A 25,697-nucleotide genomic window follows, 5' to 3' on the forward strand; every position below is an offset into this window, starting at 1 on the left:
ATCCATGTTTTTTAAGCATAATTTGCTTAAAACATTAAAATCCCTCAGAGAATCGCACCCAGATGGTGCGAAGGTTCATGTAGCGCACCATTTCCAAACAAATGCTCACTAAAAATGTTAAGCAAACACGCTAAGTGGCGCTAAACTAAGCATTAGCTTGCAGGACCGCTATCGCGACCACCCAAGCACCACGACAGTGCAAACAACGATTTTTGCACCAAATCCACTCAAAAATACCTAGCCAACGCCCGCTATCTCCTTGATTTCCAAAGCATGAGACTTGGCCTAAAAACTGCTTAATAAACTTTCGAGTACCAACTAGAAAAGGGGAATACCATCATGAAACACCACTTCCAATCTCGCCGAACTTACGTTGCTGGCATTTTGGCGCTATGCAGCGCTTCGGCCGGCGCCGAGAGCTGGACGGAAGCCTCCGGCCTGCTCGGAGCCGCGGGCATAGACCCGAATGAAGCTAAATTCATGAAAGATCACAATCTGAAAATCGGCGGATGGCTGGAGACCAGTGTCGGCGCCAACATGAACGGCAGCCATAGCGACGGCTTCAACGGTCCGGTCACGTTTAACGACCGTACCGGCGAAGTTCAACTGAATCAACTGTATCTTTATCTGCAAAAAGCAGTCACCGTAAGCGGCGACAGCTTCGATATCGGCGGCAGAGTGGACTTCATGTACGGCACCGATGCCATTTTTACGCAAGCGTACGGCACTGCCGCCGCGGACAACCGCGGCAATTGGGACCTGTATCTCACCGAACGCGGCGAGCGCTTTTATAGCATTGCCCTGCCGCAAGCCTATGCGGAATTGAACCTGCCATTCGGTAACGGCGTTGATGTAAAAATCGGTCACTTTTACACCATCATCGGTTATGAAGTGGTCACATCACCGGACAACTTTTTCGTCACCAAGCCTTACACGATGCAATATGGCGAACCGTTCACCCACACCGGCGTGTTGGCTAGCTATGCCATCAACAGTAATTGGAGCGTATCCGGTGGCGCGGTCACCGGCAGCCAGACCGGTGGCTGGGACGGTAATTTCGATAGAGGACTCGGCAACTGGGCTTGGCTGGGCGGCGCAACCTGGACCAGCGACGATGCGGGCACCTCGCTAGCCGTGACTTCGACTGCCGGCCATCAAGCTGAAAACAATAGCTCGGCTTGGTCCATGTATAGTGTTGTCGGCAAGCACAACTTCACCGACAAACTGCATTACATCATCCAGCATGATCACGGCTTTACCGAAAACCTGCCAGCCCAAAACGTAACCGGTGAGTGGTACGGTATAAACCAGTATTTGATCTACGACATTAATGACAAACTATCCGGCGGCCTGCGCGCGGAATGGTTCCGCGATCACAATGGACTCCGTGTCAATGGCCCCGGCCGTTGCTTCGCGGCATCAGGTAACTTGGGAGCCACAAACTTTGCATGTCCAAACAACCCCACTTACGCTGCGGGCGGGAGCAGCTATTACGCGGTGACCGCCGGTCTTAGTTATAAACCAGCCAAATGGCTGAATCTCAAGCCTAACGTCCGTTACGACTTCACCGACGATATTAAAGCCTTCGACAACGGCCAGGGCCGCAATCAACTGCTTTTCACGGCTGACGTAGTGGTAACTTTTTAATTTATATTAATAACTTACCAAAACAGCTTCCAAGGCCGCGCTCCTTGGAAGCTTTGATTTTTTATAGCTCTTGTTACCATTTGATGCTATCGTAGCTAGCCTTTTACAACCCAAACAAAATAACTATCCACTAGGAGAATTTGGCCGATGTCAGTAGATCACGTACTCAAATTAATCCAAGAAAACGACGTTAAATTCGTCGATTTCCGTTTTTGCGACACTCGCGGAAAAGAGCAGCACGTCACCTTCCCTGCGCACACCATCGACGAAGACACTTTCGAAGAAGGCAATATGTTTGACGGTTCGTCAATCGCAGGCTGGAAACACATCAACGAATCGGACATGATTCTGATGCCGGACGCCAGCACTGCTAAAATCGACCCCTTCTTCGACGACAAAACCCTGATCTTGCGTTGCGACATTATCGAACCTAAGGACATGCAAGGTTACGCGCGCGATCCGCGCTCGATTGCAAAACGCGCCGAAGCCTATATGCAGTCCACCGGCATCGCAGACACCGCGCTGTTTGGTCCTGAAAACGAATTCTTCATTTTCGACGACGTCCGTTGGAGCACCGGCATGGGCGGCTGCTCTTATCAAATCGACTCCGAGGAAGCCGGCTGGAACTCGGCGAAAGTCTACGAAAACGGCAACATTGGCCATCGCCCTGGTATCAAAGGCGGCTACTTCCCGGTTCCGCCGGTCGACTCTTTCCAAGACATGCGTTCGGCTATGTGTTTGGTTCTGGAAGAAATGGGCCAAACCGTCGAAGTCCACCACCACGAAGTAGCGACTGCGGGTCAGTGCGAAATCGGCGCTAAATTCAACACGCTGGTTAAAAAAGCCGACGAAGTGTTGGAACTGAAATACGTGGTCGCCAATATCGCCCACGCTTACGGCAAAACCGCGACCTTCATGCCGAAACCGCTGGTCGGGGACAACGGTAGCGGCATGCACGTTCACCAATCGCTGGCGAAAGGCGGCGTCAACCTGTTCACCGGCAATCTGTACGGCGGCCTGTCCGAAACCGCGCTGTATTATATCGGCGGCATCATCAAACACGCTAAAGCCTTGAACGCGATCACCAACGCTTCAACCAACAGTTACAAACGTCTGGTTCCAGGATTCGAAGCGCCGGTTATGTTGGCTTATTCCGCTCGCAACCGTTCGGCTTCGATCCGTATTCCGTACGTTAACAACCCTAAAGGTCGTCGTATCGAAGTACGTTTCCCGGACTCAACCGCTAACCCTTACTTGGCATTCTCCGCCATGTTGATGGCCGGTCTTGACGGTATCCAAAACAAAATTCACCCAGGTGAAGCGATGGATAAAGACTTGTACGACTTGCCGCCGGAAGAGGAAAAAGCCATTCCGCAAGTCTCGTTCTCTCTGGACGAAGCATTAGCCGCACTGGATGCCGACCGCGAGTTCCTGACCCGGGGCGGCGTTTTCACCGACGACGTCATCGACGGCTACATCGAGCTGAAAAAACAAGACGTTACCCGTCTGCGCATGAGCACTCACCCTGTTGAGCTGGACATGTACTACAGCTTATAAGAGGTAGGACTGTTTCTGACAGTCCCGCACCTTCCCGGAACCCCGCAAGTTGCAAAGCTTCGCGGGGTTTTTTATTTCGACAGACCCTTCAACTATTTGAACGTCTTATGCGGATCATTTCGATCAACCTTAACGGCATTCGCTCCGCCGACCGCAAAGGCTTTTATGATTGGCTATGCGCGCAAAATGCCGACTTTGTATGCTTGCAGGAGTTAAAGGCTCAAGCCGTCGACCTAACAGCAACCATGGCGAATCCGACCGGATATCACGGTTATTTTCATTACGCGGAGAAAAAAGGTTACAGCGGCGTTGGCATCTACAGCAAACTTCCCGCTGAAACGATCATCACCGGCCTTGGCTACGCCGATATTGACAGCGAAGGCCGTTATCTGGAAATCCGAGTCAAAAACCTGTCCGTGATTTCACTCTATTTGCCCTCGGGATCGAGCGGCGAACAACGCCAAGCGATCAAATTCAGCGTTATGGACCGCTTATACCCCCATTTGGCGCAACTTCGGGCCAGCGGGCGACACGTTATCGTCTGTGGCGACTGGAATATCGCTCATCAGGCCATCGATTTGAAAAACTGGAGAGGCAATCAAAAGAACTCCGGCTTCCTTCCCGAAGAAAGGGCCTGGATCGGAAAGGTTCTTGGCGAGCAAGGTTGGGTCGACGTCCACCGATACTTGGAACCCGACGCTACCGAGTCCTGCTATACATGGTGGAGCAATCGCGGCCAAGCTTGGACTAAAAACGTAGGTTGGCGCATCGATTACCAGATTGCCACTCCAACGCTGGCAAATACCGCCAGTAAGGTCTCGGTCTACAAACTCGAACGCTTCAGCGATCACGCACCCCTGATTGTCGATTACGCACTCACGCTTTGAAGCCGCGCGGACATCCGGCTGACACCTGCTTTGTTAGACCGGGCGGCCCACAATTAAAACGATCGCCAGAACGAACCACATTGGTGCATTGCTCAACCTATTACGCACTAAACAAGCTCGGCCGATACCAGGCGTTCGTCTCTAAAGGTAGCTAGTGGGACGACTGTTTGTTTAACTTTAGTAGGGAGATACCCGGACCGATAGTGGCTTACCGCATTTTCGCGTCGACCGCGGCCATTTAGTGTTATAACCCAAACCAACGCACCAAAATTGTGCTTTTTGGCTAATTCGGAATTTCCGTTCGCGCTTCGCCGCAACGAACTCGGCAACATTAGCATTGCCCTTGAGCTTCAGCACCATGTCGACAAGACTGACGAAACTCGTTGAATTTAGCGGGCCCTAATCACCAACAATGTAGAGACCGGCGAAGACAGCAGTTGTTAAGGATTCACCCTGATTTCAAGCCATCGAAGATCCCGCGATTTGCAAAAAAACAGCGCTAAATTGCATATCGTCCCTGAGTTTTGGTTAGCAAATCACCGCAACAAATGGTTGGGTACAAGTTATTTAGGGATTTGACCTTGAACTTCTCAACTGCTCGAGCTTAGCGGTCTTTGCCTATCCGTTGCAAAGTCGATTTCGATCCCAGACACCCGAGAGCAAAAAACGCTGGTATTTGGTGCGCAAGCGACGCCGGTATTTAATGAATATCGACCACATTAACGGGCCGATAAACTCCTCAAACGCAATACTTGGAACCCATGCACCACTTGGCCACTCACCTGATCATTACCCTCACATTCTTGATCCGGATATGGCTCGTATATTGCTGTATAAACGTAGCCGACAGGAGAATCCAATAACACCGTGTACAAAAAAATCCTCGATCACCTGAACGAAGCCATCCTGATGTTCGACAGGGATTTACTGCTGACCTACATTAATCCGGCCGGCGAAATGCTGTTCGCCGACAGCGCCAAGCATTTGCTCGGCAATCCGGCCCAGAAGCTTTTTAAAATCGGACATCACGGCTTGTTTACCGATTTGATGCAGCGCCTACATCAGCACGAACCGTTGGTAGACAGAGAATTGATACTGGAGCGGATGAGCCAATCCATCACCGTCAATCTTAGCGCCACGCCGTTACTGGAAGACGGTCAGTTGAACGAAATCCTGATCGAGCTTCAGCAAGTCGACAGGCATTTACGTATTACCAAAGAGGAGCAACTGCTGGCGCAGCAAAATACCAGCCGGATGTTGGTGCGCGGACTGGCGCACGAAATCAAGAACCCGCTGGGCGGACTTCGCGGCGCGGCTCAACTGCTGGATTTGGAATTGCACGACCCGGAACTGAAGGAATATACCCAGATCATCATTGCCGAATCGGACCGTTTGCAAGAGCTTATGGACAAGATGCTGGGACCCAATAAACCGGCCCATAAAAGTTTGTTGAACATCCACGAAATATTGGAGCGTGTTCGTCAGCTGGTCGCCGTGGAAGCAGGTAATAACATCAGCCTGGAAACCGATTACGACCCCAGCATTCCCGAACTGTTCGCCGACAAAAACCAGTTGATCCAGGCCCTGCTGAACATCGTCCGTAACGCCATTCAAGCGATTCAGACCTCGGGCCGAATCACATTGAAAACCCGAATTCGCCGCCACATGACGATAGGCCGTAAACGCTACCGGCTGGCGGTGAAGATCGACGTCATTGATAACGGCCCGGGCATCAAACCCGAGTTAATGGGACAGATTTTTTACCCGATGATTACCGGACGGGCCGAAGGTACCGGCTTGGGCCTGTCCATCGCCCAATCGTTGATTAACCAACACAGCGGCTTAATTGAATGCGAAAGCGAGCCGGGCAATACCGTATTCTCTATTTATTTACCGTTAGCCGATAATCTTGGCAAAAAAGCATCGAATCGATAATTGATGCCATCATCTTAATATTGAGTTTTGGAGAAATCTCATGCCACTGCCAGATAAGGTCTGGATTGTCGATGACGACAAATCGATACGTTGGGTGTTGGAAAAAGCCCTGCAAAAGGCCAGCATCGTCACGCGCTGCTTCGCCAACGCCGCCGATTTGTTGAAAGAGCTATCCAAGGAATTGCCGCATGTTTTGATTACCGATATCCGCATGCCGGGCATGGACGGCTTCGAACTGTTGCGCAAGGTACAGCACGACCATCCTAATCTGCCGGTCATCATCATGACGGCGCATTCGGATTTGGAAAGCGCGGTATCGGCCTTTCACGGCGGTGCATTCGAGTATTTACCCAAGCCGTTCGATGTCAACGAAGTGGTCGAGACAGTACAACGCGCTTGCATTCACAGCAAGCAGTTGCAAAACGACGTCGCTCAAGAGCCTCCAGTCAACGAAGAGACCCCTGAGATCATCGGTGAAGCGCCTGCGATGCAGGAAGTGTTCCGAGCCATAGGCAGACTCGCGCGCTCGCACATCACCGTCTTGATCAACGGCGAATCCGGCACGGGCAAGGAACTGGTCGCTCGGGCTTTACACCGGCACAGTCCACGCGCCGAGCAGCCTTTCATCGCGCTGAATATGGCGGCGATTCCGAAAGACCTGATGGAATCGGAGCTGTTCGGCCACGAAAAAGGCGCGTTTACCGGGGCCCAGGCCCGGCGCATCGGCCGTTTCGAGCAAGCCAATCACGGCACGTTGTTTCTCGATGAAATCGGCGACATGCCCGCCGATATGCAAACCCGTTTGCTACGGGTATTGGCGGACAACGAATTTTACCCGGTCGGCGCGCATTCGCCGGTTAAGGTCAATGTCCGTATCATTGCCGCCACCCACCAAAATTTGGAGTTATTGGTTGCCCAGGGACGCTTTCGCGAGGATTTATTTCACCGGCTGAACGTTATCCGCATCCACATCCCACCACTGCGTGAACGTCGGCAGGACATCGGCTTGTTGATGCGGCATTTTCTATACCAAAGCGCCAAGGAGCTGGGTACCGAGGTCAAATCCTTGAAACCCGAGGCAGAGGCCTTCCTGAGTAATTTGAAGTGGCCCGGCAATGTCCGTCAACTGGAAAACACCTGCCGCTGGTTGACGGTCATGGCATCGGGCCGCGAAATTCATATCGAAGATTTGCCGCCAGAACTGACGCAAACCGCTACCGAGACCGCCGGCGAAGTCGAGCGAGGTGACTGGGAAAGCCAGTTTCGTTCCTGGGTCAAGCAACAACTCAACGCCGGCAAGGTCGACATCGCCAAGCAAGCCATTCCTTCGGTTGAAACCCTGCTGATCGAATCGGCGCTGACTCACACCCACGGCCGCAAACACGAAGCGGCTCAATTGCTAGGATACGGCCGCAATACGCTGACCCGAAAAATCAAGGAATTGGACATCAAGGAATAATTCGCTTCCCGCGTCCGGGCGCCCCGTTTACAGGGTCGCCCACCCTTCCCTACCAGGAATTTTTATCCGTTTAAATGTCGTCGGTGTATACTCCGCCCGATCGATCAACCTCTAGCCACTTATAAAAAAGGTTCACAGCACATGGCGGACAAAACGGCAAGTAAATACCTGATAAACCTAGAAAAACAATTCGCGGCAGCCGACCCGGTCCTGCAAAAAACCGCAAGATTGTTCCAGGAATTGGACCAAATCGAATTCGACATGGGGCTGATCGACTCCGAGGAAAGCACCGCCCGCAAAACCACTTGGTGGCCGGTTATCAGTACGCTGGGCGGTTACTCACCGGCCAAATCGGACTTCCTGGCCCGATACCTCAACTCGCCGCTGCACACCGTTCGCCACAAATTCACAGTCTTGCAATACACGCCGCAAGCCGCCGGCGCCACGCTGCCAGGTACCGCGCTGGACGCCGATCACCGCCTGCCCTTTTACAGAATCGGCCAAGCCATGGAACAAGTCCTGCCCGGCGAGGGCGGCAAACTCAATGGCCATCTGGAGCTGGTGACGGTCAATAGCTCTAAATTGAAAGGCAAGCTGGTTATCGACACGCCGGTGCTGAGCAATACCACCGAAAATGCCGTCACCGCGATGCTGCGCAAATACGTACTGGATATTTCCGATCTGGTACTGGTGTTCACCGATTTGTTCGAAGCCGATGCCGAGCTGAACAAGGCCGCTCTGACCGAAATCGTTGCTCAGCAAGATTCCAATAAATTCGTATTCGTGATCGATCACTCCGAAATCGGCCTGGACCCCGCCAAAAGCCAGGATATCGCCAATGCTTGGCAACGCCGCTTGGCCGAACTGGGCATACACACCGGCCAGTTCGTGGTGTTGAGCCAAAACAGCGACGGCGCCGCGCTCGACCAGCGTATCGCCAACTTGGCAAGCGACCGTTCCTACCGGGTATTGGCCACCCTGCAGGATAGCATCCGAGCCATCGACGATGTGATTCTGCCGGAAGTCGAAGCCTCGCTGACCACTTGGAAAGAACGCTGCAACGCGACGACGCTGATCGTGCTCGGCTTCATCATCATGCTGGCGCTGTTCGCCGAAATCGCCGTCGGCATTCTGGAACTGATCTTCGACCCCATTATCGGCCCGGCTATCGCCGTCGCGCTGATCGCGCTGCTGACTCCGATGCATCTGATCGTCAGCCGAGTACACGCCAAGTTCATCGTTAAACAATTGCACAAACGCCAAAAACAATTGAATCTGACCGAAGATCTGGCGGCACTATTCGAAAAGAGCCAAAGCTTCTGGCGCATGCTGTTACCGATCACCGATCCGGTCGGCAAAAACAAAAAAAACCGCAAGAAGCTGGCCGGTTTGATCGAGCAAAGCAAGGATCTGGTACAGGCGCTGAACGACCAATTTAGCCATACCCAGCAGGAGTATCGGCACGACTTGGACGCCTACGCCTTCGAGGAACGCTAAACCCGCCACGGTCCCGCCGCCATGGAACTGATCAGATACTATCTCCCGCTGTGCTGGCTCAATGTTTCCGCGCTGGAACTGCCCAGTTCGACACGCTTTTTCAAGTACAACATTTATTTCTATTTCGGCATGGTGTTTTTCATCAAATTCAACATGTCGGACGACTTGGAAACTGTCTTCGAAGTCCTGATCGAAACCGGGCTGACCTTGGGATTTATCGCGTTAGTCCTGGGTTTGAACGGTACTTTTCGCACTTACGTTCAGGTAGCCAGCGCCATCTTGTTCTGCGAAAACCTGGTAGGCATTTTTCTGGTACCCATCGTATTTTGGGTCACCGTCGCCGAGGACGCGCTGAGCTATTCGGCGTTGGCGGTATTTTTCCTCTGGGATATGCTGATGATCGCCCAAATCTTTAAGGACGTGTTGCTGATCAACCGGCCGGCGTCGCTGGTGATGTCGCTGTTCTATTTTCTGTCCAGTTACGGCGGCGCTTACGGGATTTACAGTCTTATAGCCGGCTGACTCAAGGCTTCACGCCGTAATAATTGGAAAGCACGTCGTAAGCCCCCTGGGCGGCGGCTACCGCCGTCGCTTTCAACGGCTGACAAGGACTGTTCCACTGTTTGATCTTGCCATCGAAATAAAACGCCCACTCGCCCTGCCAGCATTCGCCTTTTTCGACGATGCGCCCCGCCATGACCGATGTCACTTCATAACGAGCCGAAACCGCCAACAAACCGCGCGAGTCGGCGCTCAACACTTGACTGACCGTGATTCTTTGTTGTTCCTCCAGGTCCAGCATCGGAAAAATCATCGGAATGCCTTTGACCTTCGCCGCGAACGCCAGCGCACTCTCCAGCTCCGGCATGGTATCCGCGTTGTAAAACTGACGATTGCCGCCCTGATCGACGACTAGCCACACCAACGTTTCCGGGCGGATCTCGCTCCAGATGCCGACATGACTATCGCGCATCACTTGCATCACCTGATCCTCATCGAACTCGATCCGCGCCAAACGGGCTTCGGTATCCGGCGATTCGTCCGCCGAAATCAGCGAAAACTGGAATTGCTTGACATAGTTTTGCGCACCAGTCAGGGCCTGTTGCACCGCCGGAATCTTGGAAATGTCTTCGGACACCAGCACGCGGCTCAATACGGCGTACAAGCCTTGCTTGATCACCTGTGTCCTATCCTCGGCGGATTGACCACGCGCCACCAACTCGATCTCGTACAAGCCCTTAACCTCGACCGCTTCGGCAAACGGCACAGCCAGTAGACCCGTTAAAACCATGGCCACCGCGGCCCGTCCGGCCTTCTTAAATGCTTCGCTCACTAGCCCACCCTGACAATGTCACATTTCGAATATAGTACAATATCGGTCGATTCCATCTTAACTTTAAAGAGGCCAACCTTGAGCGAACAACCCACTGACCGCCTGGATTACAAAAGCGCCGGCGTCGATATCGAAGCCGGAAACGCCTTGGTCGATCGCATCAAACCCATCGCCGCCAAAACCCGCAACGCCGGCGTGATGGCGGGACTGGGCGGCTTCGGTTCGCTGTTCGAACTGCCGCTGGACCGCTATCAACAGCCGGTGCTGGTTTCCGGCACCGACGGCGTCGGCACCAAATTGAAATTGGCGCTGGACACCGGCATTCACCACACGGTCGGCATCGATCTGGTCGCGATGTGCGTCAACGACATTATCGTGCAAGGCGCCGAACCGCTGTTTTTCCTGGATTATTTCGCGACCGGCAAACTCGACGTCGATACCGCCGCCAGCGTGATCGAAGGCATAGGCCTGGGTTGCGAGCAGGCCGGCGCGGCGCTGGTCGGCGGCGAAACCGCCGAAATGCCCGGCATGTACGCTGACGGCGATTACGATTTAGCCGGCTTCTGCGTCGGCATCGTCGAAAAGTCCCGCATCATCGACGGTAGCCAAGTCCAAGCCGGCGACAAATTGATCGCGCTGGCCTCGTCCGGCCCACATTCCAACGGCTATTCGCTGATCCGCAAAATCGTCGCGCGTAGCGGCTTGACCTGGACCGACACCGTCAACGGCAAACCGCTGGGCGAAACGCTGCTGACGCCGACCCGCATCTACGTCAAACCCTTGCTCGAATTACTGAAGTCCGTCCCTGTACATGCGATGGCGCATATTACCGGCGGCGGCATTACCGAAAACCTGCCTAGAGTTTTGCCGAACGGTCTGAATGCCTCAATCGATCTGGCTAGCTGGCATTTCCCGGCGATTTTTCAATGGTTACAACAACAGGGTAATGTGGCGCGAGACGATATGCTGGTCACCTTCAACTGCGGCGTCGGCATGATCGTTTGCGTAGCGGCGGCCGACGAAGCCGCAACCTTGGAAATTCTCGGTCGGCAAGGCGAAACCACGTTTACGATCGGTGAAATCGTCGCCGGCGACGGCAAGCCCGGCGTCGTTTACCGCTAACCTCGCTATCGGCCGGCGCGCTTATCACCGGCCGATTCAAATGCTAACCCCAATCCGTTTCGCGCCCCAATCGCCGGGCGCCGCTTCGAACAAACCGGCGCAAACAGTGCCGCAGAATCGGCAGCATCCGGCTGCATTCAGATTCCAATCCGACAACACATACCAGTCCCTGCCTATCAGCATTTCGCCGCACTGGTGGCAGTACGTGCTTTCGGCGGCCTTATCGTGCACGTTGCCGACATAGGCGTAACGAACGCCATTTTTGGTCGCGATCTGCCTGGCCCGTAACAAGGTAGATAACGGCGTACGCGGCTTGTCGGTCATTTTCCAATCGGGATGGAAGGCGGTGAAATGCATCGGCACCTCCGGCCCCAAATGTTCGACCACCCATTGGGTCATCGCCTCCAATTCGGCTTCGCTATCGTTTTCGTCGGGAATCAGCAAGGTCGTCAATTCCAGCCAAACCTGGGTTTCGTGCTGCAAATACAATAAGGTATCCAAGACTGCTTGCAAATGACCGCCGGTGACTTTGTGGTAGAACCTTTCGCTGAAGGCTTTCAGGTCAACATTAGCGGCATCCATGTATCGGTAAAACTCAACGCGCGGCTCCGGGCATACATAGCCCGCCGTTACCGCGACCGATTTCAGACCGAGGTCGCGGCAAGCTTGCGCGGTATCGATCGCGTACTCGTGGAAAATCACCGGGTCGTTATAGGTGTAAGCCACGCTCCGGCAGCCATGGGCCAAAGCAGCGTTGGCTATAGCCTCCGGCGCGGCGCGGCGCGTCAAGGTATCCATCTCACGGGATTTACTGATGTCCCAATTCTGACAAAACTTGCAAGCCAGATTGCAACCGGCGGTACCGAACGACAGTACCGGCGAGCCCGGCAAAAAGTGATTCAGCGGTTTTTTTTCGATGGGATCAACCGCGAAGCCGCTGGAGCGGCCGTAGCTGGTCATCACGATGCGGCTATCCCGATTTTGCCGCACAAAGCACAAGCCACGCTGGCTTTCATGCAATTTGCAAAAACGCGGGCATAGATCGCACTGGACGCGACCGTCGTCGAGCGCGTGCCAATAGCGGGTGGCGACGGTATCGCCGCCGAGGAATGTCGTCATCGCCGTTCTCCTTGAACCCTAATCGAAAACCACTGTCGGTAGCAGGCTATACTGAGTATCGCAAGCCTGAAACACGGCTCAATCCGCTTCGGCGCCTTGCCCCGTCTGATCGTATCAATAACAGTTACAAGGATCAGCCCATGAACAGAAAACCCGCGGTGGCCGGCCGCTTTTACCCGGCCGATCCCCTACAATTGCGCGACGCGGTGGACAACTATCTGCGCGCGGCCGTTCCAAGCGGCAATGTACCCAAGGCCATCATCGTCCCTCATGCCGGTTACATCTATTCCGCTCCGGTCGCCGCCACCGCTTACGCACGCTTGGCACCCGCCGCCGAGCGGGTCCGCAGGGTCGTGTTGATCGGCCCGTCGCACCAAGTCGCTTTTCGCGGTTTGGCGGTCAGTCGCGCTCACGCCTATAGTACACCGCTGGGCGATGTCGAAGTCGATCGCGATGCGATAGCCCAATTACTGCAATTGCCGTTCGTGGAGTACGTCGAACAGGCCCATACCCTCGAACACAGCCTAGAAGTGCATCTACCCTTTTTGCAAGAAGTATTTCGCGACTTCAAGCTCGTTCCCATCGTCGCCGGCGAAGCCGAACCCGCCCAGGTCGCCAGCCTGCTGGAATTACTCTGGGGTGGCGACGAAACCTTGTTGGTGATCAGTTCCGACCTGAGCCATTATCACGACTATGCGACCGCGCAACGCCTAGACCGCGACACCAGCCGCCTGATCGAAGCGCTACGCTACGAGGAAATCGTCGGCGACGCCGCTTGCGGCCGGGTCGGCGTCAACGGCTTGCTGAAACTCCTGCGCGACACGGGACGGTCGATCAAGACCATCGATTTGCGCAACTCCGGCGATACCGCCGGCGACAAAGCCAGAGTCGTGGGTTACGGTGCCTATGTCGTTGAATGACGTCGAACGCGGCTGCTTGCTGACCCTGGCGAGGGCATCCATTGCCCACGGCCTCGCGCATGGCCGGCCGTTGCCGGTCAATCTGGCGGATTATCCCGCCAAATTGACCGGGCCGGCGGCGACTTTCGTGACACTGGAACTGGCCGGTCAACTGCGCGGTTGCATTGGCCGGCTGGAAGCCGCGCGGCCGTTGGCCGAGGATGTCGCCGAGAACGCCTATGCCGCCGCCTTCCGCGATTCGCGTTTTCCACCGGTCACCGCGGCGGAATCGGCGCGACTTAGCCTGTATATTTCGGTATTGAGTCCATCCGAACCGCTCTATTTCGCATCCGAAACGGACCTGCTCGGCCAACTTCGGCCCGGCATCGACGGTCTGATTCTGAGCGAAGGCGGCAAGCGCGGTACTTTTCTGCCCTCGGTTTGGGAGGATCTGCCGGACCCAGCCGAATTTTTGCGCCATCTAAAACGCAAAGCGGGCCTGCCGGCCGATTACTGGTCGAGCACGGTGAAAATCCAGCGCTATTCCACCGAAATGTTCGGCTGAAACGCCCCGGCCGACGCACCGATAAACCCAGAGAAATCGGCACCTCCAGCCGAAAGCCTTGTTTGGCGCCGGCCTGAGCCATTATAATGGGTGCATTTTCGCCACGATGCGCGGCCGGCTGATTCAGATCGACAAGCCGAGTCGAACGCTGGGTCGGTCGGCGGCCACATTCTCTTGGTTTTCGGTACCCCTCAATGAAAAACAATTCCTATAAACCCTGCGACTTGGTGATCTACGGCGCGCTGGGCGATTTGTCGAAACGCAAATTGCTGATCTCGTTATACCGTCTAGAGAAATCCAATCTATTGGAACCCGACACCCGCATCATCGGCGTCGACAGACTGGAAGAAACCAGCGCCGGCTTCGTCGAAATTGCCCACAAAAGCCTGGTCGCTTTTTTGCATAACACGATCAACGAAGAAATCTGGCAGCGTTTTTCACAACGCCTGTCGTATCTGAAAATCGACCTGACCCAACCCGACCAATACCGCCAATTGAACAATGCGGTCGACGCCGAAAAGCGGGTGATGGTCAATTATTTCGCGGTCGCGCCGTTTCTGTTCAAGAACATCTGCCAGGGCCTGCATAGTAGCGGCGTGCTGACGCCCGAATCCCGGATGGTGATGGAAAAACCGATAGGCCACGATTTGAAATCTTCCAAGGAAATCAATGACGTCGTCGCCGATGTCTTCCACGAGGATCAGGTCTATCGCATCGACCATTACCTGGGCAAGGAAACCGTGCTCAATCTGCTGGCGTTGCGTTTCGCCAATTCGATCTTCACCACCAACTGGAATCACAACACGATAGACCACATTCAAATCACGGTCGGCGAAGACATCGGTATCGAAGGCCGCTGGGAATACTTCGACAAGACCGGTCAGCTCCGCGACATGCTGCAGAACCATTTACTGCAAATCCTGACCTTCGTGGCGATGGAGCCGCCGGCCGACTTGTCGGCGGAAAGCATACATATGGAAAAGATCAAGGTATTGAAATCGTTGCGGCCGATCACGGTCCGCAATGTCGAGGAAAAAACCGTGCGCGGCCAATACACGGCCGGCTTCATCAAAGGCTCGGCGGTACCGGGTTATCTCGAAGAAGAAGGCGCCAACAAGGAAAGTACCACCGAAAGCTTCGTAGCAATTCGGGTCGACATCGATAACTGGCGTTGGGCCGGCGTGCCGTTTTACATGCGGACCGGCAAGCGCATGCCCAACAAACGCACCGAAATCGTAGTCAATTTCAAGCAGTTGCCGCACAACATCTTCAAGGACAGCTTCCGCGAACTGCCGGCCAACAAGCTGGTCATCCACTTGCAGCCCAACGAAGGCGTGGACGTGGTGATGCTGAACAAAGTGCCCGGTATCGACGGCAACATCAAATTACAGCAAACCAAGCTGGACTTAAGCTTTTCGGAAACCTTCAAGAAGAACAGCATCTTCGGCGGTTACGAAAAGCTGATTCTGGAAGCCCTGCGCGGCAATCCGACGCTGTTTTTAAGCCGCGAGGAAATCGAACAGGCCTGGACCTGGGTCGACTCGATCCAGGACGCCTGGGCCCATAGCCATAGCGCGCCGAAATCCTATCCGGCCGGCAGTTGGGGGCCGATCGCTTCGGTCGCGCTGCTGGCCCGCGACGGCCGCGCCTGGGAAGAATAATTACACGCACCGCACCCATCGAGAGTTTTAAGATCATGGTTAGAGAATTCTTTTTTGAAAACCGCACCCACCTGCTGACCGCGCTGTCGGCCGAATGTCAGGACGTTCTGGCCGAGGGTATTAGCAAACATGGCCTAGCCACGTTGTTGGTTTCCGGCGGCACGACACCGGCGCCGCTTTACGAAGCCTTGTCCAAAGCCGACATGAACTGGAAAAAAATCCGGATCGGCCTCGTCGACGAGCGCTGGGTCGACGACCAACACGCCGCCAGCAATGAAGCGCTGATTCGCCGCAGCCTGTTAATCAATAACGCCAAAAACGTCGAGTTCGTCGGTATGAAAAACGCGGCCGCGACCGCCGCCGCCGGCCAAGCCGAAACCGAAACCCGTTATCGCGGCCTGCCCAATCCGTTCACGCTGGCGATCGTCGGCATGGGCGCGGACGGCCACACCGCGTCGCTGTTTCCCCATGCCGAAGGCCTTGCCGATGCGCTACGCGAGGATAACGACCAACTGACGGCGGCGATCACCGCGACAGCCAGCGACATTACCGGTCCCAACACCGAACGCATGACGCTGACCCGCAATGCCTTACTGAACACCGACCGCATCATTATCCTGTTTACCGGCGAGGACAAATTGGCGATCTTCGGCAAGGCTCAACAGAACGGCCCGGTCGAAGACATGCCGATCCGAGCGTTGTTACACCAAGATAAGGTGCCAGTGGAGTTGTACTGGGCGCCGTAACCTGAAAAACTGCAATCCGAGAAACCAGCCAAGGGGCGACCGGTGTATAGTAAAAATCTGAAAAGCGATGCGTTTTTGATTTTGAAAGCCGTCATGACCAAGCCGATTACTTTTTCGCCCGCGTCGCCGACGACCGATTGTCGGGAAAAACCGCCCGCTACGATGTCATTATTTCGCACGCGGTATTGGAACACGTCGATCAGCTGGACGCGACGCTTCTGGATATTCGGCAAGCACTACGCGCCGACGGGGTTTCGCTACGCAAAGTCGACTTAAAAAGCCACGGGCTGGAGCGCTATCCGCCGTTTGATTTTTTAAGTTGGCCGACTGGGCTGTATCGGATGACGTATTCCCGTAAAGGCTTGCCGTATCGCCGGCGAGTGGATAAGTGTCGGCGAGCCGCCGGTTTGGCTACCAAAAAACTGCGCCTGGTAGAGGCTCTGGATTTGGAAGCGGTCAACGCGATCAGACCCCACCTTGCCTCCGAATTTCGCGATTTAGAACCGAGCTTGCTCGGCTGGCAACGTTTTTGGATAGAACCGACCAACAGCGCTTGAACCGGAGGCCGTGGCCACCCGTCGTGCTGACTTCTGTTTAGACCCAGCCATTTCCGCTGCTCGCTCGGTACCAATTCCAAAGCGAAAGCAGTCGGGCCTCATATGCGGCTGACCTTTTAGATTCCGTTAAACGTTTATTTTCCGACCAGGACACCACGATGCATCCCACACTCGAAAAAGTCACGCAAACCATCATCGAACGCAGTCGCGACAGCCGCGGCGCCTATTTGTCCCGTCTGGAAGCCGCCGTCGACCAAGGCCCACACCGCGCCAAACTGGCCTGCGGCAATCTGGCTCACGGCTTCGCGGCCTGCGCCGACGGCGAAAAGGAAGACTTGGCCGGTTCGCAAAAACCCAATGTCGGCATCATTTCGGCGTACAACGACATGCTGTCCGCCCACGAACCCTATAAGGACTTTCCGGCATTGATCAAACAAGCCGTGCGCGATGCCGGCGGCGTCGCCCAATTCGCCGGCGGCGTGCCGGCCATGTGCGACGGCGTGACCCAAGGCCAACCCGGCATGGAGTTGTCGCTGTTCAGCCGGGACGTGATTGCAATGAGCACCGCGATCGGCCTCAGCCACAACATGTTCGACGCCGCCCTGTATCTCGGTGTATGCGACAAGATCGTCCCCGGCCTGTTGATCGGCGCGCTGAGTTTCGGCCATCTGCCGGCGGTATTCGTACCGGCCGGCCCAATGCCCAGCGGCCTACCCAACAAGGAAAAGGTCCGCATTCGCCAACTCTATGCCGAAGGTAAGGTCGGTCGCAAGGAGCTACTGGAATCCGAGTCGCAGTCCTACCACAGCCCCGGTACCTGCACCTTTTATGGCACTGCCAACAGCAATCAGATGATGGTCGAGATCATGGGCCTGCACTTGCCCGGCAGCTCCTTCATCAATCCTTACACACCGCTACGCGACGAGTTGACCAAGGCCGCCGCCAAGCAAGTCTTGAAATTCACCGCGGCCGGCAACGACTTCAGACCGATAGGCCGCGCAATCGATGAAAAGGCCATCGTCAACGCGCTGATCGGCCTGTTGGCCACCGGCGGATCGACCAATCACACGATACATTTGATCGCGATCGCCCGCGCCGCCGGTGTGATTATCAACTGGGACGACTTCGACAAACTGTCGAAAATCATCCCGCTGCTAGCCAAGATCTATCCCAACGGCTCGGCCGACGTCAACCACTTCCAAGCGGCCGGCGGCATGGGCGTTTTGATCGCCGAACTGCTGCGCAACGGCCTGCTGCACGGCGACATCCTGACGATAGGCGACGAACGCGGCATGGCGCAATACAGCCGGGAACCGAAGCTGACCGAGGCCGGACTGCGCTGGGAAGCAGGGCCGGCGAGCTCGCAGGACGATGCGGTCATTTCCACGGTCGGCCAGCCCTTCCAACCGACCGGCGGCCTGAACGTGATGCACGGCAACCTCGGCCGCGGCGTCTCGAAGATCTCCGCGGTCGCCGAGCAACATCAAGTCGTGACTGCCCCTGCCGTGGTCTTCGACGATCAAGATGACGTGGTCGCGGCCTTCAAACGCGGCGAGTTGGAGAAAGACTGCATCGTGGTGTTGCGCTTCCAAGGACCGAAAGCCAACGGCATGCCTGAATTGCACAAACTGACGCCGCCGCTGGGCGTATTGCAGGACAAAGGCTTCAAAGTGGCCCTGATCACCGACGGCCGCATGTCCGGTGCTTCCGGAAAAGTGCCGTCGGCGATTCACATGTGCCCGGAATGCCTGGACGGCGGTCCGCTGGCCAAAGTCCGCGACGGCGACGTCATCGTTTTGAACACGCAGACCGGCGAAGTCAACGTCCAGGTCGATCCGGCGGAATTCGAGGCCAGGGTCGCCGCCGCCAATTCGGCGAAGGGCCACCACTTCGGCATGGGCCGGGAATTGTTCGGCGGCTTCCGCGCCCACGCCTCGTCCGCCGAAACCGGCGCGACCAACTTGTTTTACGTCGATTAACACAATAACAACAAACCAACCTACAGGATTAAAACCATGACCGTAAGCATCCAAGAAGTCATGACCACCTCGCCGGTAATGCCGGTCATGGTCATCAACCATCTCGAAAGCGCCGTTCCGCTGGCAAAAGCGCTGGTCGACGGCGGACTGAAAGTACTGGAAATCACGTTGCGCACCCCGGTGGCGCTGGATGCGATTCGCCGCATCAAGGCCGAAGTCCCCGGCGCGATCGTCGGCGCCGGCACCATCATCAATGTGCAAACCCTGCATGCCGCGATCGAAGCCGGCGCCGAATTCATCGTCAGCCCCGGCGTCACCGAAACCTTGTTGGACGCCGCGTTGGAAACCAGCGTGCCGCTGTTGCCCGGCGTCATCACGCCCAGCGAAGTGATGCGCTTGTTGGACCGAGGCATTACCGCGATGAAATTCTTTCCGGCCGAAGCCGCCGGCGGCATTCCGATGTTGAAATCGATCGGCGGTCCGCTGCCGCAAGTAACCTTCTGCCCAACCGGTGGGGTCAATCCGAAAAACGCTCCGGAATATTTGGCCTTGAGCAACGTCGCCTGCGTCGGCGGCTCATGGATGGCGCCGGCCGATCTGGTCGATGCCGGCGACTGGGCGGAAATCACTCGCCGCGCCGCCGTTGCGGCCCAATTGAAAAACTAAGACATTTTCTCCGCCAGGGACGGCGACAAGACGGCGCTTGGCGGCGCCAACGGTATTTTTCCCCAAATTGTCCATCGTGTTGAAAACCGCCCTGCTTTGTCTACTCGCCGTTTGGCCGTCGCTCAGCCGCGCCAACGATCCCAGCTTGGCGGCTTTATTCGCGGAACGCCAGCTAAGCGGCACCCTGATCATCGCCACCGCGGACGGCAGCCAACGCTACGTCCACAACGACGCCCGCGCCAGCCAACGCTACGCAAGTGCATCGACGTTCAAGATCCTCAATACCCTGATCGCCCTGGAAGAAGGAGCCATCGACAGCAACGAAGTGCTGAAATGGGACGGCGTCGCGCGGTCGTTGCCGGACTGGAACCGCGACCACACCCTGGCCAGCGCGTTCAAGACGTCCTGCGTCTGGTGCTATCAGGTTTTAGCGCGCCGGATCGGCGGACAGGCCTACCGCAGCTATCTCGACGACATCGATTACGGCCGTTTGGCGTCGGATTTTAATCCCACCGAATTCTGGTTGAACGGCGATCTGCAAATCAGCGCGGCGGAACAAATCGAATTCCTGAAGAAATTGCAAAGCCGCGCACTACCGTTCGCCGACGAGCACTTTGAAACCTTGCGGAACATCATGCTGGTGGAACGCACGCCGACCTACGCATTGCGCGCCAAAACCGGCTGGGCGGCGCGCGGCCAGCCGCAAATCGGTTGGTATGTCGGCAGCCTCGAAACCGCTGCGGCGACCTGGTTGTTTGCATTGAATATCGACCTACGCTCCGAACAAGACCTGCCGTTGCGGGCCCAACTACTCCGCGCCGCGTTGCGAGCCAAGGGCATCGCCGATTTGCCGCCATGACCATGCAAGCCTTGCTGCTGGACCGGCAGTTGAGTTATCGGACCGACCGACCGATCCCAAAGCCGGAAACCGGCGAAGCGTTGATTGAAATGCGTCTGGCCGGCATCTGCGCGACCGACCTAGAATTAGCCCACGGCTACGCCGGTTTTGCCGGCATTCTAGGCCACGAATTCGTCGGACAAGTGGTCGAGGTCGCCGATGCGAACGACCGCCACTGGCTGGGCAGTCGAGTGGTGGGATCGATCAACATCGGCTGCCGCCTGTGCCCGACCTGTCTGACGACCGGACCGGCGCATTGTCCGACCCGGCGGGTACTGGGCATCCGCGCTAAAGACGGCGCCTTCGCGGACTTCTTCACGTTGCCGGTCGCGAATTTATTGCGACTGCCGGACCATGTCGCCGACGAAGCGGCCGTGTTCGCCGAGCCGCTGGCCGCGGCCTTGCGGGTCGTCGAACAATTGCAAGACCTGCCGCGCGGCGAGATCGGCGTGCTCGGACCGGGCCGGCTCGGCCTGCTAATCGGCCAGGCATTGGCGCTGGCCGGCCATCGGGTCACGATGCTGGGCCGTAGCGAAACCTCGCTAACGCTGCCCAGGTGTTGGGGCTTGCAGGCCGGATTGGCCGCCGATTTTCCAGAGAGCGGTTTTTCCTGCGTCGTCGATGCCAGCGGTACCGCCAGCGGCTTCGCGGCAGCCTTGCGCCTATTGCGCGCGCAAGGCTGTTTAGTCCTTAAATCCACCTTCGTCGCCGATCACCCCATCGATCTCAGCCCGCTGGTCGTCAAGGAAATCGGTTTGCTGGGATCGCGATGCGGCCGTTTCGAGCCCGCCCTGGACAGGCTGGGCGCCGGCGACATCGCCGTCGAGACGTTGATAGACGGCGTTTTTCCGCTCAGCGCCGGCCCGGCGGCGTTCGCCACGGCGGCCCAGCCAGGGGTACGGAAGATTCTCCTGAAACGTTAATCGGTCGACGGTAAACGCCGGCAACTCCGCTAGACTTACCGACTTTTTCAGGACAACCTCGAGGTTGAACGATGACCGAGACCTTATTTTCGCCGCTGGCCTTGGGCGAGTTGGCGTTGCCCAACCGTATCGTGATGGCGCCGCTGACGCGCTGCCGGGCCGACGCGGATAACGCGCCGCATCAACTGCACGCGCTGTATTACGCCCAACGCGCCAGTGCCGGACTCATCGTCAGCGAAGCCAGTCAAATCGTTCCCGAAGGTCAGGGTTATCCGGCCACGCCGGGTATTCATAGTTCGGAACAAATTCGAGGTTGGCGGCAAGTGACCGCCTGCGTCCACGCCGCCGGCGGCCGGATGTTTCTACAGCTTTGGCACGTCGGCCGGGTCTCCCATCCCTGTTATCAACCGGACGGTAAACTGCCGGTCGCGCCGTCGGCCCTCGCACCGTCCGGCATGGTCGGCACGCCAAGCGGCCCGCAACCGTTTGTTATTCCGCGCGCGCTGGAAATCGGCGAGTTGCCCGCTATCGCCGCCGCTTACGCTCAAGCCACCCGCAATGCGATGCAGGCCGGTTTCGATGGGGTTGAAATTCACGCCGCCAACGGTTATTTACTCGATCAATTTCTGCGCGACGCTAGCAACCAGCGCCAGGACGGCTATGGCGGCAGCGTCGATAATCGGATGCGTCTTTTGAACGAAGTCGTCGATGCCGTAACCGCCGTGGTCGGTAAAGACAAAGTCGGCGTGCGCATTTCCCCGGAAAACAGTTTTAACGACATGCGCGACAGCGATCCGCAATTTTTATTCGACGCCGTTGCCGCCGAGCTGGCCGGCAGAATTGGCTATCTGCATGTCGTCGAAGGCGAAGACCGACTCAATCGCTCGTCGAACTTCGACTACTCGGCGCTGAGGCGTCTGTTTGGCGGCGTGTACGTTGCCGCTTGCCACTACACCGCCACCCGAGCGGCCAGCGCGGTCGCGGATGGCCGCGCCGATCTGGTCGCCTTCGGCCGCGCCTACATCGCCAACCCCGATCTGGTGACCCGCCTACAACTAGGTCTGGCGCTGAACGCGCCGGATTCCGAGCATTTTTACGGCGGCGATTGGCGCGGTTACACCGACTATCCGCTCGCCAGCCGATGATTGCGCGCTAGTCGCGTTGCCGCACCGCCGACGGCAAGGCTCGGCTGACCGCGTCGTACAATACGTCGGCGACGATGGGCTTTTGCAAAAGCGGGAATCCCGCAACACGTACCGGCGCCAAGGCCTCGAGCCCAGTCTCGCCGGTCACCACCAAAACCGGAAACTCGCCGTGACGGCCGCGTAAACGCCGAGCCAGCGCCAAGCCTTGCTCGCCTTCGGCCAAGCGTAAATCCACAATCAATAAATCCGGCCGGCCAACATCGGAAAACAACGCATCGGCCACACGCGCCGATGCCGCTGTTTCGACTCGGCAACCCCAGCCTTGCAGCAAAATGCGCATCGCTTCCAAAATGTCCGCCTCGTCGTCCACCACGTAAATCCGTTTGCCGCTTACTCCCGATACATCGGCGTCCGCGTTGACCGGCCTTGGTTCATTGCCGGTCGCCAAGGTCCGAAAGCGCAGGGTGACCCGGGTGCCGACACCCGACTCGGAAGCCAGGGCAATGTCGGCACCGATCAATTCGCACAAACGCTGGACGATCGTCAAACCCAAGCCGACACCGTGTTGCTGATCGCGGCCGGGATTGTCCAATTGGTAAAATTCCTCGAAAACCCGGGTCAATTCGCCGGGCGGAATGCCGCGTCCGGTATCGACGATCTCCAACACCGCCCACTCGTCTCGCCGCGCGGTCGACACCACCACTTCGCCCCGCTCGGTGTATTTGATGGCGTTATCGAGCAAATTGCGGACGATGCGGGCAATCGCCACCGGATCGTCGAACAACCTGACCTGTCCCAGACACCGCACTAAGCGCAACGACTTATCTTCGGCCAAGGCGTCGAATTCCGAGCAGACCTCGGCCGCCAATCGATCCAGCGAAATTCGCCGCAGTTCCGGCACGTATTGATCCGCCGACAAGCGCGACAAATCCAGCAAGCCGTGCAGCAACCCGCCCAAATTGCGTACTAGCCGATCGATATTGCCCGCCACCTCCGGCAAGGCCTCCGCGTCGGGATTGGCCACCAAGACCGCGCTATACACCGACAGTGCGTGCAAAGGCTGACGCAAGTCGTGACTGGCGGCGGCCAGCACCCGCGCCCTGGCTCGCGACGATGCCTCGGCCCGCGTCACGGCTGCCCTGACTTCGGCATTCAGTTGTTGCAAATCCGCCAACGTGCGATCCCGCTCGCGCCGAATCGCCACCGAACGACGCAACAACTGTTCGCCGTCACCGGCCACGCTGACGATGAAAGACCAGTACAGCGTAGTCAAGCCGGCGACCACCAGGCTTTGCTCGGGATATTGAACGGCCCAGCAGACCGCGGTCGGCACCATGATCAGTAGCGAATACGCGGCCAAAATCCGCGGTGACGACACCGCCACCGACACGCCGGCGGCCGGCATCGCAAACAGCACGATCACAAGCAAGGCTCGATCCGGCAACGGCATATTCGGTATGAACAGCCACGCGCTCAAGCCCACCGTCGCACCGACGCCGGCCGCCAAACCGATAAAAACCCGGTGGATAGTCGCCGGGTCGGCGCTCGGCGCCATCCGCAGCACCCTGACGGCGTAAAGGGCTCGGCCGCACTCCGCGCCAACCGTCAACAGACTCCAGCCCACCAGCCAGCTCCACGATGTCGAGCGGTACGCCAACAACGCCACCCCTAAAGCCAATAGCGCCTGAACCCAGGGCAAGCGCAACAACATCCTGGCGTGCAAGCCTATCAACTCGCGCAAAACCTCGCATTCGAAATCCGCGCTGTCGGCGTCTTCCAAACCGATCGCGGCCTCGCGCCGGAACCGGCGTCGCCAATCAGTTTTCACTGGGCAGCAACCGCAGCCGGCCGGTCTTGATGACGGCTTCGGTGCGATTATGCACGTCCAGCGCCTTGAACAATGCGGCGATATAGTCCTTGACGGTATGCTCGGACAGACCCAGATCGCGAGCGATGGATTTGGTCGGCAAACCACGGCACAGACCTCGCAAAACATCGCGTTGGCGCGGCGACAAATTAATCGGCGCCCAATCCACATCGCTCACCGCCATCGCCGCCGGCAAATACACCGCGCCAGCCATCACGTACTTAAGCGCTTCGGCCAACACATCCGGCGCCGAACTTTTCGGAATAAAACTCATCGCGCCGGCATTGATACACGCCCTGACCGTCGCCGGTTCGTCGCTGGCGGTCACCACGACCACGGCGACGTCCGAGGCGACCGCTTTGATGTCGGCGACCGCCGCCAACCCGTCCTCGCCGCGCAAACTTAAATCCAACAAACATAAACGAAGGTCGGCGTGCTCGGCAGCGACGGCCAAGGCCTCGGCGATCGTCCCCGCTTCGAAGACTGTTACCGAACGGTCCAAGGCTTGCAACAACAAACGCAGGCCGGCTCGAAATAACGCATGGTCGTCAAGTAACAGAATTTTCATCGGTAGCCTTTCAAGGAAAATAACGGCTTTTATACTGAGCCAATTTTTAGCGATCGACAATATCCCCCCATTTGGCGGAATTGCGGTCGGGTATTCAGGCTGATTAAACTGCCAACCGGCCCTAACGCCCCTCTGCTAAAGCGCTAACCGCACTCGGAGTGGAACGAGCCAAGACCGGGAAATCCGCCCAGCCGCTTCATCGTCCTCTGGCCTGGGACAAACGAATTTCCGATACCGACCCACAACGTCCTCGAGTCCCGCAAGGCAGGGCCTTGTCCGGTTAACGAGGCCGTCCCCAACCTGGAGAAAACCGATGTTCCAAGCTCGTTACTCAGCCCAGATCAGTCTGGCCCTATGGGCGCTAGGCAGCGCCCCAAGTTTCGCCGCGCCGTTGAATCCTAACGACTTTGCTTCGTTGGGCAGTTTGTCGCTCACCCAGACCGTTGGCGATTATCTTTTCGATACCGGCAACGGCACACCGGTTCTGAAAGCACCGGACGGCTCGGTGTTGTACAGCGGCGTTGTCAGCGGCGATATCGCCGTGTTCAATTTCGATTCGGTGTCTATCGCCAGTCAGGTGACGGTCAAGGCCACCGGGACATTGTCGTTGGGCTTGCTGTCGCTGAGCAGCATTCAACTGAACGGCAATTTGAACGCCAACGGCTTC

23 protein-coding genes are annotated in these 25,697 nt (G+C 56.9%); 19 read left to right on the top strand and 4 right to left on the bottom strand.

What is annotated here, in order from left to right; genetic code table 11:
- The first annotated feature begins 339 nt into the window (after positions 1–339).
- The 7 genes from BJL95_RS09970 (at position 340) to BJL95_RS10000 (ending at position 9,504) form a co-directional block, all read left to right on the top strand.
- The gene (locus tag BJL95_RS09970; RefSeq protein ID WP_071157598.1) at positions 340–1,647 is read left to right on the top strand and encodes a porin; all 1,308 of its coding nucleotides are present in this window, start codon (positions 340–342) and stop codon (positions 1,645–1,647) included.
- A 147-nt stretch (positions 1,648–1,794) separates the two neighbouring features.
- Entirely contained in the window at positions 1,795–3,204 is a 1,410-nt protein-coding gene (glnA, locus tag BJL95_RS09975; RefSeq protein WP_064024321.1) for a glutamate--ammonia ligase, read from the top strand.
- Positions 3,205–3,311: 107 nt separating this feature from the next.
- Positions 3,312–4,091 carry an exodeoxyribonuclease III gene (locus tag BJL95_RS09980; protein WP_071157600.1) on the top strand — a complete coding sequence of 260 codons (780 nt, stop codon included), beginning with the start codon at positions 3,312–3,314 and terminating at the stop codon, positions 4,089–4,091.
- 867 nt (positions 4,092–4,958) lie between these two features.
- A complete protein-coding gene (glnL, locus tag BJL95_RS09985) occupies positions 4,959–6,026 on the top strand; it encodes a nitrogen regulation protein NR(II) (RefSeq protein ID WP_064024317.1) in 1,068 nt (355 codons plus the stop codon).
- A gap of 40 nt (positions 6,027–6,066) precedes the next feature.
- A complete protein-coding gene (ntrC, locus tag BJL95_RS09990; RefSeq protein WP_071157602.1) occupies positions 6,067–7,485 on the top strand; it encodes a nitrogen regulation protein NR(I) in 1,419 nt (472 codons plus the stop codon).
- 141 nt (positions 7,486–7,626) lie between these two features.
- Positions 7,627–8,982 carry a hypothetical protein gene (locus tag BJL95_RS09995; protein ID WP_071157604.1) on the top strand — a complete coding sequence of 452 codons (1,356 nt, stop codon included), beginning with the start codon at positions 7,627–7,629 and terminating at the stop codon, positions 8,980–8,982.
- A gap of 21 nt (positions 8,983–9,003) precedes the next feature.
- The gene (locus BJL95_RS10000; protein ID WP_064024311.1) at positions 9,004–9,504 is read left to right on the top strand and encodes a hypothetical protein; all 501 of its coding nucleotides are present in this window, start codon (positions 9,004–9,006) and stop codon (positions 9,502–9,504) included.
- A gap of 1 nt (position 9,505) precedes the next feature.
- Here the strand turns inward: BJL95_RS10000 and BJL95_RS10005 are convergent, their stop codons facing one another.
- Positions 9,506–10,315: a DUF2066 domain-containing protein gene (locus tag BJL95_RS10005; protein WP_071157606.1), complete on the bottom strand. Its 810-nt coding sequence runs from the start codon at positions 10,313–10,315 to the stop codon at positions 9,506–9,508.
- Between the two features lie 78 nt (positions 10,316–10,393).
- Between BJL95_RS10005 and purM the strand changes: the two genes are divergently transcribed.
- Positions 10,394–11,437: a phosphoribosylformylglycinamidine cyclo-ligase gene (purM, locus tag BJL95_RS10010; protein WP_071157608.1), complete on the top strand. Its 1,044-nt coding sequence runs from the start codon at positions 10,394–10,396 to the stop codon at positions 11,435–11,437.
- Between the two features lie 36 nt (positions 11,438–11,473).
- Here purM and amrS read toward each other — a convergent pair whose 3' ends face one another.
- Positions 11,474–12,556 carry an AmmeMemoRadiSam system radical SAM enzyme gene (amrS, locus tag BJL95_RS10015; RefSeq protein WP_071157610.1) on the bottom strand — a complete coding sequence of 361 codons (1,083 nt, stop codon included), beginning with the start codon at positions 12,554–12,556 and terminating at the stop codon, positions 11,474–11,476.
- A gap of 140 nt (positions 12,557–12,696) precedes the next feature.
- Here amrS and amrB point away from each other — a divergent pair, with 140 nt between their 5' ends.
- From amrB to BJL95_RS10065, 10 genes are all read left to right on the top strand, one after another.
- Positions 12,697–13,476 (top strand): AmmeMemoRadiSam system protein B, encoded by a 780-nt coding sequence (gene amrB, locus BJL95_RS10020; RefSeq protein ID WP_071157612.1) that lies wholly within the window; start codon positions 12,697–12,699, stop codon positions 13,474–13,476.
- Positions 13,463–14,020, top strand: a complete 558-nt coding sequence (amrA, locus tag BJL95_RS10025) for an AmmeMemoRadiSam system protein A (RefSeq protein WP_071157632.1) — start codon at positions 13,463–13,465, stop codon at positions 14,018–14,020. Before amrB ends, amrA begins: the two co-directional genes overlap by 14 nt.
- Positions 14,021–14,214: 194 nt before the next feature.
- A complete protein-coding gene (gene zwf / locus BJL95_RS10030) occupies positions 14,215–15,681 on the top strand; it encodes a glucose-6-phosphate dehydrogenase (protein ID WP_071157614.1) in 1,467 nt (488 codons plus the stop codon).
- Between the two features lie 35 nt (positions 15,682–15,716).
- The gene (gene pgl / locus BJL95_RS10035) at positions 15,717–16,427 is read left to right on the top strand and encodes a 6-phosphogluconolactonase (RefSeq protein ID WP_064024299.1); all 711 of its coding nucleotides are present in this window, start codon (positions 15,717–15,719) and stop codon (positions 16,425–16,427) included.
- 137 nt (positions 16,428–16,564) lie between these two features.
- Positions 16,565–16,984, top strand: a complete 420-nt coding sequence (locus BJL95_RS10040; protein WP_071157616.1) for a class I SAM-dependent methyltransferase — start codon at positions 16,565–16,567, stop codon at positions 16,982–16,984.
- A 158-nt stretch (positions 16,985–17,142) separates the two neighbouring features.
- Positions 17,143–18,963 (top strand): phosphogluconate dehydratase, encoded by a 1,821-nt coding sequence (gene edd, locus BJL95_RS10045; protein ID WP_071157618.1) that lies wholly within the window; start codon positions 17,143–17,145, stop codon positions 18,961–18,963.
- Positions 18,964–18,999: 36 nt separating this feature from the next.
- A complete protein-coding gene (locus BJL95_RS10050; RefSeq protein ID WP_064024293.1) occupies positions 19,000–19,629 on the top strand; it encodes a bifunctional 4-hydroxy-2-oxoglutarate aldolase/2-dehydro-3-deoxy-phosphogluconate aldolase in 630 nt (209 codons plus the stop codon).
- Positions 19,630–19,666: 37 nt separating this feature from the next.
- Positions 19,667–20,488, top strand: a complete 822-nt coding sequence (gene blaOXA / locus BJL95_RS10055; protein ID WP_254786761.1) for a class D beta-lactamase — start codon at positions 19,667–19,669, stop codon at positions 20,486–20,488.
- Positions 20,485–21,450, top strand: coding sequence for an alcohol dehydrogenase catalytic domain-containing protein (locus BJL95_RS10060; RefSeq protein ID WP_254786763.1), 966 nt, complete (start codon positions 20,485–20,487; stop codon positions 21,448–21,450). The genes blaOXA and BJL95_RS10060 overlap by 4 nt, the downstream gene beginning before the upstream one ends.
- A gap of 71 nt (positions 21,451–21,521) precedes the next feature.
- Positions 21,522–22,595 (top strand): alkene reductase, encoded by a 1,074-nt coding sequence (locus tag BJL95_RS10065; protein ID WP_071157622.1) that lies wholly within the window; start codon positions 21,522–21,524, stop codon positions 22,593–22,595.
- Between the two features lie 7 nt (positions 22,596–22,602).
- Here BJL95_RS10065 and BJL95_RS10070 read toward each other — a convergent pair whose 3' ends face one another.
- Positions 22,603–24,423, bottom strand: coding sequence for a hybrid sensor histidine kinase/response regulator (locus BJL95_RS10070; protein WP_071157624.1), 1,821 nt, complete (start codon positions 24,421–24,423; stop codon positions 22,603–22,605).
- Positions 24,413–25,030: a response regulator gene (locus tag BJL95_RS10075; protein ID WP_071157626.1), complete on the bottom strand. Its 618-nt coding sequence runs from the start codon at positions 25,028–25,030 to the stop codon at positions 24,413–24,415. The genes BJL95_RS10070 and BJL95_RS10075 overlap by 11 nt, the downstream gene beginning before the upstream one ends.
- A gap of 313 nt (positions 25,031–25,343) precedes the next feature.
- Between BJL95_RS10075 and BJL95_RS10080 the strand changes: the two genes are divergently transcribed.
- The coding region (locus BJL95_RS10080; protein ID WP_139306202.1) for a hypothetical protein at positions 25,344–25,697 on the top strand (354 nt) is incomplete at its 3' end.

Origin of the sequence: Methylomonas sp. LWB (genome assembly GCF_001856095.1) — a bacterium.
In the GTDB taxonomy this organism is placed as follows: Bacteria; Pseudomonadota; Gammaproteobacteria; order Methylococcales; family Methylomonadaceae; genus Methylomonas; species Methylomonas koyamae_A.

Excerpts from the sequence above, each read along its gene's own strand:
- edd (WP_071157618.1), top strand. The coding sequence starts at position 17,143 with ATGCATCCCACACTCGAAAAAGTCACGCAAACCATCATCGAACGCAGT.
- BJL95_RS10050 (WP_064024293.1), top strand. The coding sequence starts at position 19,000 with ATGACCGTAAGCATCCAAGAAGTCATGACCACCTCGCCGGTAATGCCG.
- ntrC (WP_071157602.1), top strand. The coding sequence starts at position 6,067 with ATGCCACTGCCAGATAAGGTCTGGATTGTCGATGACGACAAATCGATA.
- BJL95_RS10060 (WP_254786763.1), top strand. The coding sequence starts at position 20,485 with ATGACCATGCAAGCCTTGCTGCTGGACCGGCAGTTGAGTTATCGGACC.
- pgl (WP_064024299.1), top strand. The coding sequence starts at position 15,717 with ATGGTTAGAGAATTCTTTTTTGAAAACCGCACCCACCTGCTGACCGCG.
- zwf (WP_071157614.1), top strand. The coding sequence starts at position 14,215 with ATGAAAAACAATTCCTATAAACCCTGCGACTTGGTGATCTACGGCGCG.
- amrB (WP_071157612.1), top strand. The coding sequence starts at position 12,697 with ATGAACAGAAAACCCGCGGTGGCCGGCCGCTTTTACCCGGCCGATCCC.
- BJL95_RS09980 (WP_071157600.1), top strand. The coding sequence starts at position 3,312 with ATGCGGATCATTTCGATCAACCTTAACGGCATTCGCTCCGCCGACCGC.
- BJL95_RS09970 (WP_071157598.1), top strand. The coding sequence starts at position 340 with ATGAAACACCACTTCCAATCTCGCCGAACTTACGTTGCTGGCATTTTG.
- BJL95_RS10075 (WP_071157626.1), bottom strand. The coding sequence starts at position 25,030 with ATGAAAATTCTGTTACTTGACGACCATGCGTTATTTCGAGCCGGCCTG.
- BJL95_RS09995 (WP_071157604.1), top strand. The coding sequence starts at position 7,627 with ATGGCGGACAAAACGGCAAGTAAATACCTGATAAACCTAGAAAAACAA.
- BJL95_RS10000 (WP_064024311.1), top strand. The coding sequence starts at position 9,004 with ATGGAACTGATCAGATACTATCTCCCGCTGTGCTGGCTCAATGTTTCC.
- glnA (WP_064024321.1), top strand. The coding sequence starts at position 1,795 with ATGTCAGTAGATCACGTACTCAAATTAATCCAAGAAAACGACGTTAAA.
- amrA (WP_071157632.1), top strand. The coding sequence starts at position 13,463 with ATGTCGTTGAATGACGTCGAACGCGGCTGCTTGCTGACCCTGGCGAGG.
- amrS (WP_071157610.1), bottom strand. The coding sequence starts at position 12,556 with ATGACGACATTCCTCGGCGGCGATACCGTCGCCACCCGCTATTGGCAC.
- BJL95_RS10065 (WP_071157622.1), top strand. The coding sequence starts at position 21,522 with ATGACCGAGACCTTATTTTCGCCGCTGGCCTTGGGCGAGTTGGCGTTG.